16 protein-coding genes are annotated in these 15,675 nt (G+C 68.8%); 8 read left to right on the top strand and 8 right to left on the bottom strand.

The window, feature by feature from the left end; genetic code table 11:
- Positions 1-4: 4 nt before the first annotated feature.
- Genes ACT9TC_RS07600 through ACT9TC_RS07590 form a run of 3 tightly spaced genes read right to left on the bottom strand, consistent with a single transcriptional unit; the run spans position 5 to position 3,057 of the window.
- Complete coding sequence (locus tag ACT9TC_RS07600; RefSeq protein WP_458042757.1) at positions 5-1,189, bottom strand: acyl-CoA dehydrogenase family protein; 1,185 nt, start codon at positions 1,187-1,189, stop codon at positions 5-7.
- Positions 1,186-2,079 carry an amidohydrolase family protein gene (locus ACT9TC_RS07595; RefSeq protein ID WP_458042756.1) on the bottom strand — a complete coding sequence of 298 codons (894 nt, stop codon included), beginning with the start codon at positions 2,077-2,079 and terminating at the stop codon, positions 1,186-1,188. The genes ACT9TC_RS07600 and ACT9TC_RS07595 overlap by 4 nt, the downstream gene beginning before the upstream one ends.
- A 48-nt stretch (positions 2,080-2,127) precedes the next feature.
- Positions 2,128-3,057, bottom strand: a complete 930-nt coding sequence (locus ACT9TC_RS07590) for an SDR family oxidoreductase (protein ID WP_458042755.1) — start codon at positions 3,055-3,057, stop codon at positions 2,128-2,130.
- A 91-nt stretch (positions 3,058-3,148) separates the two neighbouring features.
- Between ACT9TC_RS07590 and ACT9TC_RS07585 the strand changes: the two genes are divergently transcribed.
- Positions 3,149-3,640 (top strand): MarR family winged helix-turn-helix transcriptional regulator, encoded by a 492-nt coding sequence (locus tag ACT9TC_RS07585; protein WP_458042754.1) that lies wholly within the window; start codon positions 3,149-3,151, stop codon positions 3,638-3,640.
- 40 nt (positions 3,641-3,680) lie between these two features.
- On the opposite strand, the gene ACT9TC_RS07580 is transcribed toward ACT9TC_RS07585, so the two are convergent.
- Together ACT9TC_RS07580 and ACT9TC_RS07575 are read right to left on the bottom strand one after the other, a co-directional pair.
- Positions 3,681-5,609: an FAD-binding monooxygenase gene (locus ACT9TC_RS07580; protein WP_458042753.1), complete on the bottom strand. Its 1,929-nt coding sequence runs from the start codon at positions 5,607-5,609 to the stop codon at positions 3,681-3,683.
- Positions 5,610-5,771: 162 nt separating this feature from the next.
- Positions 5,772-6,686 carry a MarR family winged helix-turn-helix transcriptional regulator gene (locus tag ACT9TC_RS07575; RefSeq protein ID WP_458042752.1) on the bottom strand — a complete coding sequence of 305 codons (915 nt, stop codon included), beginning with the start codon at positions 6,684-6,686 and terminating at the stop codon, positions 5,772-5,774.
- A gap of 122 nt (positions 6,687-6,808) precedes the next feature.
- Here ACT9TC_RS07575 and ACT9TC_RS07570 point away from each other — a divergent pair, with 122 nt between their 5' ends.
- Complete coding sequence (locus tag ACT9TC_RS07570) at positions 6,809-7,207, top strand: glucose-6-phosphate dehydrogenase (RefSeq protein WP_458042751.1); 399 nt, start codon at positions 6,809-6,811, stop codon at positions 7,205-7,207.
- Between the two features lie 12 nt (positions 7,208-7,219).
- Here the strand turns inward: ACT9TC_RS07570 and ACT9TC_RS07565 are convergent, their stop codons facing one another.
- The 3 genes from ACT9TC_RS07565 to ACT9TC_RS07555 form a co-directional block, all read right to left on the bottom strand.
- Positions 7,220-8,497 (bottom strand): MFS transporter, encoded by a 1,278-nt coding sequence (locus ACT9TC_RS07565; RefSeq protein WP_458042750.1) that lies wholly within the window; start codon positions 8,495-8,497, stop codon positions 7,220-7,222.
- Positions 8,498-8,586: 89 nt separating this feature from the next.
- Complete coding sequence (locus ACT9TC_RS07560) at positions 8,587-9,777, bottom strand: 4-hydroxybenzoate 3-monooxygenase (protein ID WP_458042749.1); 1,191 nt, start codon at positions 9,775-9,777, stop codon at positions 8,587-8,589.
- Between the two features lie 177 nt (positions 9,778-9,954).
- Positions 9,955-10,710 carry an IclR family transcriptional regulator gene (locus tag ACT9TC_RS07555; RefSeq protein ID WP_458042748.1) on the bottom strand — a complete coding sequence of 252 codons (756 nt, stop codon included), beginning with the start codon at positions 10,708-10,710 and terminating at the stop codon, positions 9,955-9,957.
- A gap of 139 nt (positions 10,711-10,849) precedes the next feature.
- Here ACT9TC_RS07555 and ACT9TC_RS07550 point away from each other — a divergent pair, with 139 nt between their 5' ends.
- The 6 genes from ACT9TC_RS07550 (at position 10,850) to pcaC (ending at position 15,666) form a co-directional block, all read left to right on the top strand.
- Positions 10,850-11,629: an IclR family transcriptional regulator gene (locus ACT9TC_RS07550; protein ID WP_458042747.1), complete on the top strand. Its 780-nt coding sequence runs from the start codon at positions 10,850-10,852 to the stop codon at positions 11,627-11,629.
- 67 nt (positions 11,630-11,696) lie between these two features.
- The gene (gene pcaH / locus ACT9TC_RS07545) at positions 11,697-12,518 is read left to right on the top strand and encodes a protocatechuate 3,4-dioxygenase subunit beta (protein WP_458042746.1); all 822 of its coding nucleotides are present in this window, start codon (positions 11,697-11,699) and stop codon (positions 12,516-12,518) included.
- Positions 12,518-13,075 carry a protocatechuate 3,4-dioxygenase subunit alpha gene (gene pcaG, locus ACT9TC_RS07540; RefSeq protein WP_458042745.1) on the top strand — a complete coding sequence of 186 codons (558 nt, stop codon included), beginning with the start codon at positions 12,518-12,520 and terminating at the stop codon, positions 13,073-13,075. Before pcaH ends, pcaG begins: the two co-directional genes overlap by 1 nt.
- A complete protein-coding gene (locus tag ACT9TC_RS07535; RefSeq protein WP_458042744.1) occupies positions 13,065-14,495 on the top strand; it encodes a lyase family protein in 1,431 nt (476 codons plus the stop codon). The genes pcaG and ACT9TC_RS07535 overlap by 11 nt, the downstream gene beginning before the upstream one ends.
- Positions 14,492-15,271 carry an alpha/beta fold hydrolase gene (locus tag ACT9TC_RS07530; RefSeq protein WP_458042743.1) on the top strand — a complete coding sequence of 260 codons (780 nt, stop codon included), beginning with the start codon at positions 14,492-14,494 and terminating at the stop codon, positions 15,269-15,271. The genes ACT9TC_RS07535 and ACT9TC_RS07530 overlap by 4 nt, the downstream gene beginning before the upstream one ends.
- On the top strand, positions 15,268-15,666 hold the full coding sequence (pcaC, locus tag ACT9TC_RS07525) for a 4-carboxymuconolactone decarboxylase (RefSeq protein ID WP_458042742.1): 399 nt from the start codon (positions 15,268-15,270) through the stop codon (positions 15,664-15,666). The genes ACT9TC_RS07530 and pcaC overlap by 4 nt, the downstream gene beginning before the upstream one ends.
- The last annotated feature ends 9 nt before the right edge of the window (positions 15,667-15,675 follow it).

Below are 15,675 nucleotides of genomic sequence, written 5' to 3'. Positions count from 1 at the left end.
ATGGTCAGACGAATGCGGACAGGCCAGTGAGGCCGCGCCCGACGATGAGTGCGTTGATCTCGTGGGTGCCCTCGTACGAGTACACCGCTTCGGCGTCCGCGAAGAAGCGGGCCGCGTCGTTCTCGAGCAGAATGCCGTTGCCGCCGAGTACTTCGCGTCCGAGGGCCACGGTCTCGCGGGCCATGAGGGCCGTCTGCATCTTGGCGAGGGCGGAGTTCTCGTCGTCGGCCGCTCCGGCGTCCTGGCGCGCCGAGAGCTGCACCGCCATGGCGAGAGAGGCGACCGTGTTGCCGAGCATCCGGGCGAGCTTTTCCTGTACGAGTTGGAAGCCCCCGATGGGACGGCCGAACTGCTCGCGCTCGCGGGTGTACCGTACGACGGCCTCGAGCGCCCCGGACTGCAATCCCGCCGCGATCCAGGCGACGTCGGCGCGCATGGACCCGAGGATGCGCGCGACATCCTTCCAGGAGTTCACGGACTGCAGGCGGTCCGCGTCGGTGACGCGCACGCCGTCGAGGTGGATGAGGGCGTTCTGCATGGGACGGAGCGAGATCTTGCCGGTGATCGTCTCGATGCGGACCCCGGGCGTGGTCCGAGGGACCAAGAAGGCCTTGACCTGGCCGTCGGTGACATCGCGCGCGAACACCGCGATGACATCAGCGCTAATTGCCCCGCCGATCCACTTCTTGGTGCCGTCGATGACCCACTCGTCGCCCTCGCGCCGGGCCGTGGTGGCGAGGCCGCCCGCGATGTCCGAGCCGTGTTCGGGCTCAGTCAGCGCGAACACGCCCTTCAGTGCGAAGGAGCGCACGTCGGCCTCGAGATGCTCCGCCTGCTCGGGCGAACCTCCGAGGGCGACGGCCGCACGGAAGAGCCCGGCCTGGGCGTTGTAGACGGTGACGACCGAGACATCCGTGCGCGCGAGCACCAGCGTGCGAAAACCCGCGAACATCGATGTCGACGCCTCCTCGGGGGTGACTCCCGCCGGGTTCATCAGATCGAGCGGAACGAGCGTGTCGAGCACACCCGCGGGCATGGTCGCCGTCTCCCATGCGTCGTTCATCAGCGGGGCAACCTGCGTGCGGAGCGTCTCGGCCAGCCGCGCCAGCATTTCCCGCGCCGCGGGCGACAGGTGCGTCTCGGCAAACCCATACGGGTCGTAGCCGAGCGGGGTTGGTTCGATCTTCATTCTGCGCTCCCGAGTCCCAGCAGGCGGGCGGCGTTGTCTTTCATGATCCCGTGCATGACTTCGGGCTTGAGGGTGGTGTGCTCCACGTCCCGGATCCACCTGTCGGGGGCGATCATCGGGAAGTCGGAGCCGAACAGCACGCGCTTCTTCAGGTACGAGTTCGCCGCGCGCACAAGCTCGGCGGGGAAGTACTTCGGGCTCCACCCCGACAGGTCGATCCAGGTGTTGTGTTTGTGGGTTGCGACCGACAGGGCCTCGTCCTGCCACGGCACGGAAGGATGCGCCATGATGATCTGTAGGTCCGGATGCTCCGCCGCCACGTCATCCAGCAGCATCGGGTTCGACAGCCCGAGGCGCAGCCCGCGCCCGCCGGGCATGCCGGCCCCGATCCCGGTCTGACCCGTGTGGAAGAGCGCGACGACTCCCGCCTCCTGCAGTGCTTCGTAGAGCGGGAAATGAACGGGATCGCTGGGATCGAAACGCTGCACCGTCGGGTGGAACTTGAACCCGCGTACGCCGTTCTCGTCGATCAGACGCCGCGCAATATCGATCGCCTCCGGTCCTCGGTTTGGGTCGACCGAGCCGAACGGGATGAGGACGTCGTTGTTGCGCGCCGCCCCTTCGGCGATTTCGACACTCGAGATCGGCGGATGCCCGAGGTTCGTTTCGGAGTCGACGGTGAAGACGACGGCTGCCATCTTGCGTTCGCGGTAGTGCGCGGCGATGCCGTCGATGTCCGGCCGCGGACCGTCGGAGCTGAAGTACTTCGCGGCGGCTTCGGCGAGGTCGTTCGGCAGCGAGGTGTGGCCGTGGCCGTCGATCTCGACGTGAACGTGCACGTCGATCGCCTCGATCGCATCGAGGTCGATGGTGGATTCGTACCGGGTCATGTTCGCTCCATCGCGAGGGTCCGTGTCAGCGGAAAGAACCGTGGGCGCTTACGGCGTGGTTGTGGGTTGGAGGTCCTCAGGTAGGGGTGGGAACGTCTCGCCCACGCTCTGCAGCTGGCCTCCGATCAGTGCCGGGAACTGCTCCACGAGACTGTCGTACGTCCAACCGCCCTCGCGGTACTCGGTCGCCACGGGCTCGGGGTGCGACCAGAGCTGGGGGCGGTCCCCGCCGACGCCGATTGCCTGACCAGTTACGTCGGCCGCTGCATCCGAGGCGAGGTACGCGATGAGTCCGGCGACGTCGTCGGCGGTGCCGAAACCGAGGTCGTGGCGGAAGAATGCGGGCATCGCCTCGCCGCGATCTGATGCCTCGACGGCGGCGGCGAAATACGGGATCGTCGCGGTCATGGCCGTCGCGGCCACGGGGATGACCGTGTTTGCCGTGATTCCCGCGCGCTTGAGTTCGAGCGCCCACGTTCGCACCATGCCCACGATGCCGGCCTTGGCGGCGGCGTAGTTGGTCTGACCGAAGTTTCCGCGCTGTCCGGTGGGGGATCCGATGCAGATGATCCGCCCGGCGACGCTGTTCTCGCGCATGTAGGTCGCGGCGGCGCGCACGCAGGTGAAGGTGCCACGGAGATGCACGTTGATGACCAGATCGAAGTCTTCGTCGCTCATCTTCCACAGCACGGTGTCGCGCAGGACGCCGGCGTTGGTCACGAGGATGTCGAGGCCACCGAACGTATCGACAGCGACCTGCACGAGTCGATCAGCCGTTTCGGTCGACCCGACCGGTGCGACGACCGCGACCGCGCGACCGCCTTCGGCTTCGATCGAGGCGACGGCTTCGGCGGCGACATCTGCGTCCACATCGTTGACGACGACCGTAGCGCCTTGACGAGCAAGTTCTTGTGCGTAGGCCAACCCCAGGCCCCGTCCCGAGCCCGTGACGATGGCGACTTTACCTGCTAGTGACATGCGGACTCCCTTGTCGTCGGATCCATTGAATCCTTAATGATTGACATTGTCAATGATTCTCTTCCGGCATTAGGTGAGTTAGCATTCGGTCATGCCAGCGCTACGCGGTACGGCCGCGCCATCGACGTCGCCGGGGCCGGAGCGGCTGTGGGAGACGACCGTCGGGGGCGACATATCGTTCCTTCTTGCGCGTGCGAACGCCATCTCTCTGGCGACGACGAACGAAGCCCTCGCGATGCACGGGCTCAAGGTGAGGTCCTACTCGGTGCTGGGGGTGGCGGCGAGTGATGCCCGCCCCACGCAGCGTGAACTCTCCGAGTTCCTGCGCCTCGATCCGAGCCAGATCGTCTCCATCATCGACGAGCTGGAAACACGGGGCCTTGTGCGCCGCGAGCCGGACCCGAACGACCGTCGGGTGAACGTGGTGGTCGTGACACCGGAGGGCCGGGAGAAGTTCGCCGCAGCCCGCGTGGTGGCCCAGAAGAGCGAGCTCGATATGCTCGCCCTTCTGGACTCGACGGAGATCGCCGCGCTCGCCGAGGCGTTGAATGCCCTCGCGACGGCGGTGCCGCCGGAAGCGTGACCGCCGGGTCGGATTCCGCGCGTTCCCTGGAGTTTCCGGCCTATCCGCGGACGGGTGACGGCGTCACCAGGGCGCTATCCGCGGCTACCATGAAGCGCGCGAGAAACTCGCCGAGCGCGTCGGCATCCAGCGGCAGCACGTGGGCAACGTACTGATCCGGACGGACGAGCACGAGACATCCGGTCTCGCGGTCGATGCCGCGGTCGTCGAAGATGTCGTCGTCGGTGCGCGCGGGTGTGAAGGCCTTCTCGTAGTCCAGGAGTCCGTATCGGCCCTTGCGTGGTCGCAGGAGTTCGGGGAGCGCCCCGACGTCGACCGTGCTGTGGTCCTGTTGAAGGATGCCCCGGACGTCCAAGACCGAGTCGGGGTCGGCGCCCGGTGGGGTGAAACGGGTCACCGCGCCGCCGGGTGCGATGAGCGCGTCGCACAGCGCCCGGAGCGCCGAGTCGGGGTGGTCGATCGGGAGCGCGTCACCGAAGGCATACAGGCGCCAGGCCCCGTCCGCACGGGCGACGTGGCCGAGTTGGAGCGGCCGCGCATCGGCCAGGCGGGTGACGGGGGCGGAGTGGAAACGTTCGCCGATCGGGAATCCGGTGGCCAGCGACTGCCAGGTCGGCTCGGCCGTGAGAAGTGCGGGCTCGTAGTGCGTGGCCATACCGGCGGTGAAGCGACCGGCTTGCTGAAAGTGGCGCTGGAGCGTCGCGGGATCGACGCCGGTCTGCGAATCGTCATCGGTGGCCTTCGCGCTCATCATCGCCGCCCACTCGCGATCGAACGCGATCAGGCGCGCGGCAACCGCCTGGCGCTCGGCGGAGTATGTGTGCAGCAGTTCGGCGCGCGCTCGCCCCTCGAGAACCGCGGCGAGCTTCCAGCCGAGATTGAACGCGTCTTGCATTGACACGTTCATTCCCTGGCCCGCCTTGGGGCTGTGCGTGTGGCACGCGTCGCCGGCGATGAAGACCCGCGGGTCGCGCGTATCGACGGCGCCGTCCGGAACATCGTCGAACTTGTCGGTGAGCCGTTGACCGATCTCGTAGACCGACCACCAGGCGATCTCTCGTACATCGAGGGTGTGCGGGTGGAAGATGCGCTGCGCCGCCGCGACGAGATCGTCCGACGTGATCGAACGCCCGCGCACGCGCTCTCCCGGGTCGAGCTCGTCCATCTCGATATACAGCCGGGCGAGATATCCGCCCTCCCGGGGGATGATGATCATGTTTCCTGCATCGGCGGATTGGATGACCGACTTGAACCGGATGTCTGGGTAGTCGGTATCCGCCAAGATGTCCATGACACCCCAGGCCTGGTTGGCGGAATCTCCGCGGAGCGTCCGTCCGATGGCCTCGCGCACCCCACTGCGCGCTCCGTCGCATCCGACGACATATCGGGCGCGGATCACGCGCTCCGTTCCGTCGGCGTCGCGCAGGCGCACCGCAACCGGGTGCTCCGCGGAGTCATCGACCATCAATCCGACGAACTCCACACCGTAATCGGGCACCAGTCGCCGGGGTGAGCGCTCCATCCGATCGAGCAGAAAATGCTGCACGCGCGCCTGGTTGAGGATCACGTGCGGAAACTCCGAGAGCCCATCCTCGACATCCTGAACACGTCCACTCCGCACGATGCGCGAGCGGTCGCCGGTGTCGGGACGCCAGAAAACCGTCTCGTTCACCCAGCAGGCTTCCCGCAGAATCTGATCCGCGATCCCGAAGGCTTCGAACATCTCCATCGAGCGGCACGCGATTCCGTCGGCCTGTCCGAGCTCGAGCGCTCCACCGCGTCGTTCGATGATCCGGGTGCTGATGCCCGGAAACGCCGATAGCTGGGCGCCGAGCACGCACCCCGCGGGGCCGGTGCCGACGATGAGCACATCCACCGTCTCGGGCAGCTCCCGTGGGTTCGCGGAGGCAGGGTCGGTTGGGGGGATCTCGGGGTCTCCGGTGTGGAAACCGTTCAGGTAGGACTGCATCGTCGCTCCTCGTGAGGGTGTGGCTTCGTACGCAGAGGGGTTTGGCCCTCGGAATTAGTACGTATACGGAGCGTATGGCACGGCGGTGAGTTTGCGCAACCGTCGGTCGGGTGAGAAACGGCGGTGACCGACGGATCCGTCCCGCCCGGCGTGTGACGGGCGCTACGCCAACTCGTCGGGCGTATCGGCCCGGTAGGCGATCGGCCTGAGCGCGGCAAGAAAAGCGGTGCGGTCGGACTCTGGCAAAGGCCCGAGGAGGGTGTGCTGCACCCGCGCGACGCGCATCGCGAGCTCGGCCAGCGTTCGCTCGGTGTCTGGCGCGACTGTCAGAGTGCGGCGCCGCCGATCTTCCGTGTCGACGCCCAAGACGATCTGCCCCCGCCGCGCGAGGCGCTGCACGAGGTCCGCAGCGGTGGACTTGTCGAGAGCGGCGTGCGCGCCGAGTTCGGCCTGACTCAGTCCCGGGTGCTCGGCGATCGTCTGCAGTGCGGCGTACTGCGGACCCGTCAGCTCACGGTCGAACTCGTCGGCGAAAAGCGCCGTGTGTACCTGCTGTGCGCGGCGCAGAAGGTGGCCGGGGATGTGGAGCGGCGCGGACGGGTCCTGCGCGGGCGAAACACGGGCCACACGCGCGAGACCGCGCAGGAAGTCGGTGCGCGAGCCCGCGGCGGGTGACTCATCCAGTGGACGGACGAGCAACTCTTGCACCACGCTGACTCGGGGGCGGAGTCGCCGCAGGGCGGTGATCGTCTCGGACGTGGGGAGGAGCACGTCCCGGCGTCCGTCGGACGGGTCGCGGCGACGCTCTATCCAATCGTGTCGCACGAGCCGGTCGACAATGTCCATCATCGATGACTTGTCGAGTGAGGCCAGTTCGCCGATACGCCGTTGATCCAGGCCGGGGGCTGCGGCGATCGCCTCGAGCACGGCATACTGGGGGCTCGTCGGATCCGCTCCGACGTGGGCCAACCACAGGGCGTTGTGCACCTGTTGGGCGCGCCGCAGAAGGTGGCCGCACACCGAAGCGAGCGGCGGCGGTCCACCGAGCGGCGCTGACGAAGCATCGACGTGTTTCATTGCATGCGAGCATCCCATGGCGCGGCACCGCATGACGGTAGTAGCGCACGACGGTAGAAGCCACCGACGGCCCGTGTTCTAGGCGGTAGTCGGCGCACCCGCCGTACGCGTACCGTGGAGAGGTGAAGATCACCGGATCGTCGGACTGGCGCGAAGACCTCCCCTTCGACGTTCCCGTGCTCGTCGCGGACCTCATCCCGGGAGAGCCCACCCGCTGCTCCGAGTGCGGAATCGCCTCCGAGCCTCGTGATCGCACCGAGCTGTGGGCCGTCAAGCGCCGCAATCCGAAGAGTCACGCCGGTGTCGTGCGCTTCCACTGCGCGCTGCATCTGCCGCCCCCGCCAGCCCCCGTCGAGTCCGAGCCCGATGCCCGTCTGCGACGTTCGACCGCACGCGCGGCACGGGCCGCAGCGCCCCGCCGGCCGGCCGTGCCCGAGCGGATCGCACCCGTCTGCCCGACGTGTTTCGTCGAGGTGCCGCCCACCGGTGTGTGTGGGATGTGCGGCGAGCGCGTGGCCTGATCGGTTGGTCGATCAGCTCTGCGTCGACGTGGCTCGTGACTCGAGAACGAACCTCGGCCGCCCGGCGAACATGCCCGTCACCGACTGTGCGACGAGCACGAGAATGAGCAGCGCGAGCGAGAAGTTCCAGCCGCCGAGCCCCGCGTGCAGCCAACCGAACAGCACCGGCCCGGTGGCGGCGATCAGATAGCCGACGGATTGCGCCATTCCCGAGAGGGCGGCCGATGCATCCGATGTCCGCGCTCGCTGCGCCATGAGGGTCAGGGCCATGCTCAGCGACGCGCCCGAGGAGAGGCCGGCGATCAGGACCCAGACGACTATGCCCTCGGGAGCGATCATCAGGCCCGCGATCCCCGCCATGCCGACGACGGGAATCGCGGCGGGGACGAAGCGCTCGGCGGGTCCACGCAGCAGGAGCGGAACGATGATCGAGCCGACGATCGTCGTCAGCTGGTAGATCATGACGTCGAAGCCGGCGACGACCTCGGATCGTCCGATCGAGGTCGAGATCGCGGCCAGCCAGGTCAGCATCATGTAGAACGTCGCCGCCTGGAAGCCCATGTACGCCGCGACGTGCCAGGCGAGCGTGTCGCGCCAGATTCCCGTACGGGAGCGTGTGGTGAGGGGACGGGCGAGGTGCACGGCGTGGTGGCCACGCGTGGCCCACGCCCACACCCCGATCGCCGGGATCAGGAGGCCGGCGCCGGTGATCAGCAGTGCGATACGCCAGCCCGACTGCTCGTCGCCGAGGAAAGACAGGGGTACCGCGACGCCCGACGAGATGGCCCCGACGCCACCGAGCAGGCCCGTGTAGGCCGCCATCACGAGGGGCACGCGGGCGGGAAAGTCTCGCTTGATGACGGCGGGCATCAGGACATTGGCGATCGCGAGAGCGAGGCCGATGAGTACAGTGCCGAGCCACAGGCTGATGAGCGGGCCGGGCAGCGAGCGCACGATCGTGCCGACCAAGAGCACGACGAGCGAGCCGAGCACGACGCGGGACATCCCGAATCGAAGGCTGAGCCCCAGCGCGAACGGCGAAACGGCCGCCCAGGCGATGAGCGGCACGGCGGCGATCAGGCCGAGCGTGCCGACCGAGAGCCCGGTGTCCGTGCCGATCTGATCGAGCAGCGGCCCGACCGCGGTGATGCTCAGGCGCATATTCGCCGCGACGAGACAGACGGCGACGAGGAGCGTGAGGCCCGCGGCGGGCCTGCTCACGCCGGGCGCGCCCGGGTCAGCTTTCCTCGCCGTGCCCGACGGGTCGGTGTGGACGTCGTCGGAGCTCATGATCACCGGACTCTAGTCGACGCGTCGCGGCGTGCGCGTGTCTGCTCCCGTTCGTTGAGTGGGCGCAACGAGTCGAAAAAGACGTCCGCTCAGAGGCCGGCGAAAGCGAGCGGCCAGCCCGTGTACGCCTCGGCCAGGTACGTCCGACCCGCCTCGGACTCCACGACGCTCCGCAGCTCGCCGACCTGGCGCAGACGGTCGAAGTCCGAGGCATCCGGCGCGACGTGCAGCATGCTCGTCATCCACCACGAGAAGTGCTGCGCCTTCCAGATGCGCTGCAGGGCCGTCTCGGCGTAGCTGTCGATCAAGCGCTCGTCGTTCTCGAGCAACAGCGCTCGGAGGGCGCGTTCGAGAAGGAGCACGTCGGCCACGGCCAGGTTCATGCCCTTCGCGCCCGTGGGCGGCACCGTGTGGGCGGCATCGCCGACGAGGGCGACACGGCCCGCGCGCAGCTCATGTGCCACGAAACTCCGGAAGCGCAGCACGTCGCGTTGGAAGATCGGCCCCTGCTGCAGGGTCGTGCCGGGCACGCGGATCTGCAGCTGTTCCCAGATCTCGTCTTCGCTCAGCGCCTCGGTGTCGGCGTTCGGGTCGCACTGGAAGTACATGCGCTGCACGGTCGCGCTGCGCTGGCTGATGAGCGCGAATCCCTCGGCGGAGCTGCTGTAGATGAGTTCTTCCGAGCTCGGCGGCGCCTCGCAGAGGATGCCGAACCAGGCGAAGGGGTATTCGCGGAAGTATCCGCCGGTCGACGAGCCGGTGACGGCCGCGCGGGCGACGCTGCGGGAGCCGTCGGCGCCGACCACGAACTCAGCGTCGATCTCGAAAGCCGTGCCCTCGGCATCCTCGGCGAACACCCGTGGGCGATCGGCGTTGGCACCCTCGACGCGGAGCGCCGTGACGCCGAAGCGCAGGTCCTGGCCGCCGGTGAGACGCGCGGCGATCAGGTCCTTCAGCACCTCGTGCTGGGGGTAGAGCCAAACGCTGCGTCCCGTCAATGAGGGGAAGTCGATGCGGTGGCCCTCGCCGTCGAAGCGCAACTCGATGCCGTCGTGGCGGTGCCCGACCGTCAGGACCCGATCGGAGGCGCCCGACGAGGTGAGTACGTCGACCGTCCCGTTCTCGAGGATTCCCGCACGGATCGTGCTCTCGATCTCGTCGCGGGTGCGCTGGTCGATCACGACCGACTCGATGCCCGCGGCGGCGAGGAGGTGGGAGAGGAGGAGGCCGGCGGGTCCTGCTCCGACGATCGCGACTCGGGTGCGGACGGTCTCGGTCATGGTGGCGTCTCCTTCGACGGGGTGTTGCCCCAGCATCCTGCCCCCTCGTCCGTCGCGCATCCATCTTCCCATTGAATGGGCGCCCGCTCTCCGGCGGCGTGGCGCGAGACTTCACATGTGTCGCTCCATCGCGGCAGGAAGGTGACAGAGCTGAAGTCTCGCGCGGAGGCGGCAGGACTAGGGACGGTCAGCCGCCAGCGCTGCGGAGATGCCTGCGGAGGCCCGGCGGAGCTCGTCGAGCGGGCCGACCGTCGGGGCATCGCGGGGGAGGACCATCGACAGGGCCGCGACGACCGTGCCTCGGGCATCCCTGATCGGCACGGCGATGCCCGTGGAAACGCTCTCGATCGACCCGGGCGCGACCACGTAGCCCACGCGCCGAATGTCGTCGAGCACCCGCGCCAGCACGGCCCGATCCGTGATGGTCTCGGTCGAGACGGCAACGAGCGGACCGCCGAGCACGCGTCGACGTAGCTCGTCGGGTCCGTAGGCGAGCAAGACGAGTCCGGAGGACGAGGCGTGCAGGGGCAGTCGCCCGGCGATGCGCGTGATGTTGGCACCCGCCTCGGGATGTGAGAGGCGCTCGACGAACAGGGCCTCGTCCTGTTCCAGCACCGCGAGCTGCGTGTGCTCGCGCACGCGGGCCTGCACGGTCGTCATGAACGGGAGCGCCGCCTGACGCAGCCGCAGCGCGCTCGATCCGCGCAGCGCGAGCTCCCACAACCGCATGCCGAGGCGGACGCGGTGTTCGTCGTCACGCTCGAGCAGGCCGGCGCGCACCAGCTCGTCCACGATCCGATGCGCGGTGGATGACGGCAGCCCCGAACGGCGACCGATCTGCGCCGCGGTCTGGAGCGTGCGGTCGGCGCTGAAGGTGTCGAGCACGCGCACGATGCGCTCCGCCATCGTGTCGCCCGTCGGCGAGTTCGCCATGCCCTCACCCTCTCACGGGCCGATCAGGGCTGCTCGCCTGGCAGTTGTCGGGGCCTCAGACGGGGCTCAACCCCGACTACTGCCAGGGGAGCGGGCCACGGAGGGGCGGGATAGCCTCGGTGAGGGAGGGGAAGCGACGATGCGCAGCGATGAAGGGGGCGAGGGCGTCCTCGAGCGTGCCCTCGACGTGTTGCAGTGTTTTTCGGATGACGAGCCGGCCCTCTCCGCCGCCGTTATCGCCGAGCGCACGGGCCTGGCTACGTCGACGCTGCACCGTCTACTCACCCGGTTGACGACGCTCGGACTGCTCGCCCGCGCCCCGGGTCATCGCTACACGATCGGCGTGCGTCTGTGGGAGCTCGGCGAGCTCTCGCCGCTTTCGGTGCGCCTGCGTGAGACGGCGCTGCCGCTCATGGTGCGCCTGTACGAGGCGACGGCCGAGAACGTCCACCTGGCGGTACTGGATGCGCCGACCCCCGAGCGCGCCACGGCGTTGTACGTGGGTCGGGTGACGGGTCAGACATCCATTCCCACGCTCAGCCGGATGGGCGGCCGGCACCCGCTCCACACGACCGGGGTCGGCAAAGCGCTGCTGGCCACGCGCGACGAGGACTGGCTTGCGGAGTACTTCTCGACGCCGCTCGTACGCGAGACGACGCACTCCATCACGACGGAAGACGTGCTGCGCAGCGAGTTGGCAGTGGCGCGACGGCGCGGGTATGCCACGACGCGGGAAGAGATGACCCTCGGCAACATTTCGGTCGCGGCCCCGCTCGGCAAGGTCGCGGGGCTTCCGCCCGCGGCCATCGGCATGGTCGTGCGGCTGGAAAGAGCCGACGAGCGGCGGCTCGCGGCGCTCGTGACGCAGGCCGCGGCGGATCTGACCCGAATCCTGCGCGACGAGCATCCCACTCAGTGAGAATGAGTCTCGGATGCCCGGGGTGCGCCTGTCACCCTTTCGATAGCTCTTTGTCGAAGGAGACACCATGACAGACACATCCCCGCAGGCGGCGGCACCCGAGTCTTTGCTCGCCTCGCCGGACATGCCCTCGCAGCGCGAGATCAACGCGGAGATCGCCGAGATCCACGCCGACCACGCGGCCCGCGAAGCCCGCGGTGAGGCGCCCGCGCCCACGACGCTGTACGACTTCGCTCCGTACCGCTCGAGTGTTCTGCGCCACCCCACCAAGAACCCTCGGCTCGTTGACCCCGAGACGATCGAGCTGTGGTCGCCGGCGTTCGGCCAGCGCGACGTCGCGGCGATCGAGACCGACCTGACGCTGCAGCACACGGGTGAGCCCCTGGGTGAGCGCATCACGGTGTCGGGCCGCGTGCTCGACAGCTGGGGCCGCCCCCTCGCGAACCAGCTCGTCGAGGTCTGGCAGGCGAATTCCGCGGGTCGTTACATCCATCAGCGCGACCAGCATCCCGCGCCGCTCGATCCGAACTTCACCGGAGCAGGGCGCACGATCACGAACGACAACGGCGAGTACTTCTTCACCACGATCAAGCCGGGCCCGTACCCGTGGAAGAACCACGTCAACGCGTGGCGCCCGGCGCACATCCACTTCTCGCTCTTCGGCACGGGCTTCACGCAGCGCATCATCACGCAGATGTACTTCCCGGGCGACCCGCTCTTCGCGCTCGACCCGATCTACAACACCATCCGTGACCAGAAGGCCCGCGACCGCCTGGTCGGGACCTACGACCACGACCTGACGGTGCCCGAGTTCTCGATGGGCTACACGTGGGACATCGTCGTCGACGGCCCGTCCGCGACCTGGTTCGAGCCCGAGGGAGAGCACTGATGACCACTGAAACGCGCCTGGAAGGCACCCCCGGTCAGACGATCGGCCCCTTCTTCGCCTTCGGCCTCAATTACGCCAACATGCACGAGGTCGCCTTTCCGCACTCGCCCGGCGCGATCGTGCTCGGCGGCACGGTCTATGACGGAGCCGGTGCGCCGATCCCGGACGCCATCGTCGAGATCTGGAGTGCCGACAGCGACGGAACCGTGTCGCGCGAGCGCGGCGCGCGTCGTCGTGACGACCACACCTTCACGGGTTTCGGACGCGCGGCGACGACCGACGACGGGCACTACGAGTTCTGGACCCGCAACCCCGGAGCGGTCGATGGCAAGGCACCGTTCTTCGCCGCGGTCGTCTTCGCGCGCGGGCTCCCGAACAAGCTGCACACGCGCATCTACCTCCCCGAGGACGAGGCGTTGCTCGCGGCCGACCCGCTGCTGGCCGACCTCTCGGCGGAGGAGCGCGCTACGCTCGTGGCAACACGCACGCCCGACGGCTACCTGCGGCACGACATCCGGCTGCAGGGCGAGAAGGAGACCGTCTTCCTTGCCTTCTGATGCAACCCCCGATCGATCCGGCGCGCGCGAGTCGTCGCCCGCGTTCGATGTGGGGTTGCTCTCGCCCGTGAGTGTCGGTCACGACGCCCTGGTCGGGGACGAGGCGGTTCTGGACGCACTCGTGGCCGCCGAGGTCGCGCTCGTTCGTGCGTACGGAGCGGTCGGCGTCGCCACTGCGGCAGTCGTCGAAGACGTCTCGTCCGCGCTCGGCTGGCAGGCCGATGGACACGGATGCTTCGGGCACGGGCTCGATGCGGTCGTGCTGGCCGAGGCATCCGTCTCGGGCGGCAACCCGGTCATCCCGCTCGTCGGCGAGCTGAAGGAGCGGGTGCCCGAGTCCGCTCGGCGCTGGGTCCATCGCGGCGCGACGAGCCAGGACATCCTTGATTCTGCTCTGATGCTCGTGTCGGACCGCGCGGGTCGCGCGATCCTCACGCACCTGCGTAACGTCGCGGTCGAGCTTGCGACGTTCGCTCGGACGCATGCCCAGGCTGTCGGAGCCGCCCGCACGCTCACGCAACATGCCGTGCCGACGACCGTGGGTCTGCGCGCCGCCGTCTGGCTGCGCGGTGTGCGCCGGGCGACCGACCGTCTCGAGGCGGCGGTGACGGAGCTGCCCGCCCAGCTCGGGGGCGCCGGCGGCACGCTTGCCGCCATCGTCGAGATCGCCGGAGCGGATGCGGCGGCTCGGCTGTCCGCGCCCTTCGCGGGCGCGCTGGGACTTGCCGTGCCCGATGCTCCCTGGCATACCAACAGATGGCCCGTCACCGAACTCGGCGACGCGCTCGTGCAGGCGATCGACGCTGTCGGCAAGATCGCGACCGACATCGCCACGCTCTCGCGGACCGAGATCGGTGAACTCGCCGAGGGCGCGGCGGGCGGATCGTCGGCGATGCCGCAGAAGCGCAATCCGTCTGGGTCCGTGCTGATCCGCTCGGCTGCGCTACGTGCACCTCAGCTCGGCGCGACGCTGCACCTCGCGGCCGCGCTCGCGGCGGACGAACGTCCGGATGGCTCGTGGCACGCCGAATGGCCGACGCTGCGTGAACTACTGCGGCTGGCGCTCGGGGCCACGGCGACCTCGGCTCGTGTCGTGGCCGGACTTTCCGTCGATAGTGCGGCGGTCACCCGCAACCTCACGTTGACCGGTGCGCTGATCGTCAGCGAGCGCCTCTCTCTCACGCTCGTGCCCCTGATCGGGCGGGCGCGCTTCGATACCCTAGTGGCCGAAGCATCCGCGGGTGCCGACTTTGCCGACCTCGTTCGGGCGCTGCCCGAAGCGGCCGGCCTCGACGTCGACGCGCTCGTCGACCCGGCCCAGTACCTGGGTCTCGCCGCCGCCTACCTCGATGGGGCGCTCAGCGAGCGCGGCCCGCGTGATGCGCCACCGAGCCACGAAACACCGGAGGTTCTCTCATGACCGTCCCCCGCATCGCCGTGACGGAGCCGGTCGGCGCGGAGGGCGCGCCGCTCGTCGTCTTGGGTCCCTCGCTCGGGACGTCGACGATTCTGTGGGAAGACGTCATCCCCACGCTCGCCGCCGACTACCGCGTCGTCGCGTGGGACCTGCCGGGCCACGGCGCCTCGCCCGCGGCCGACGCACCGTTCGCGGTCGGCGAGGTGGCCGACGCGGTCGCCGCGGCCATCCGCGAACTGGGCGGTGGGCCCGTCCGCTATGCGGGGGTGTCGCTCGGCGGTGCCGGCGGACTCGAGCTGTGCCTTCGGCATCCGGAGCTCGTGGATCGCGCCGCGATCGTCGCCTCGGGCGCGCAGCTCGGAGACGCTGCTGCCTGGGCCGAGCGTGCCGAGCAAGCTCGGAGCCAGTCGACCTCGAGCCTGATCGTGGGGTCCGCGCAACGCTGGTTCGCTCCCGACTCGATCGCGCGACGCCCCGAGCTGACCGGCCGCCTGCTGCACTCGTTACAGGACGCGGACGACGACAGCTATGCGCGCTGCTGCGAGGCGCTCGCCGAGTACGACGTGCGGGCGCAGCTATCCGCGATCGACCTGCCCGTGCTCGCCGCGTGGGGCGAGTTCGACACGGTCGCGCCCGAGTCCAAGTCGGTCGAGATCGCGGACGGCGTGCATGACGGTCGCGCGGCACGCGTTGACGGTGCGGCGCACCTACCGCCCGCCGAGCAGCCCGAGATCATGGCTCGAATGCTGTTGGAGTTCTTCGAGGGGACGAGCCGATGACCAGACCCGCGGGCGAGGGCCTGACCGACGAGCAGCGCTACGAGCAGGGCATGGTCGCGCGTCGCGCGGTGCTCTCGGACGAGCATGTCGACCGGTCGATCACGAACACCACCGAGCTGACCGCCGACTTTCAGGACTTCATCACGCGCGTCGCGTGGGGGGATGTCTGGTCCCGTCCGGGACTGCAGCGTCGCGACCGATCGATTGCGGTGCTCTCGTCGCTCATCGCGCTCGGTCACCACGAAGAGTTCGCGATGCACCTGCGGGCGGCTCTTCGCAACGGGTTGACGGTGGATGAAATCCGCGAGGTCATCCTGCAGTCGGCGATCTACGCGGGCGTTCCCGCGGCCAACACGGCGTTCCGCATCGCCTCCGAGGTCTTCAACGAGTCCTGATCGCGCCCG

This window comes from Microbacterium sp. HM-570, assembly GCF_054165885.1.
Note: the sequence above shows the minus strand (reverse complement) of the source record. Positions and strands in the feature narration are given on the sequence as shown.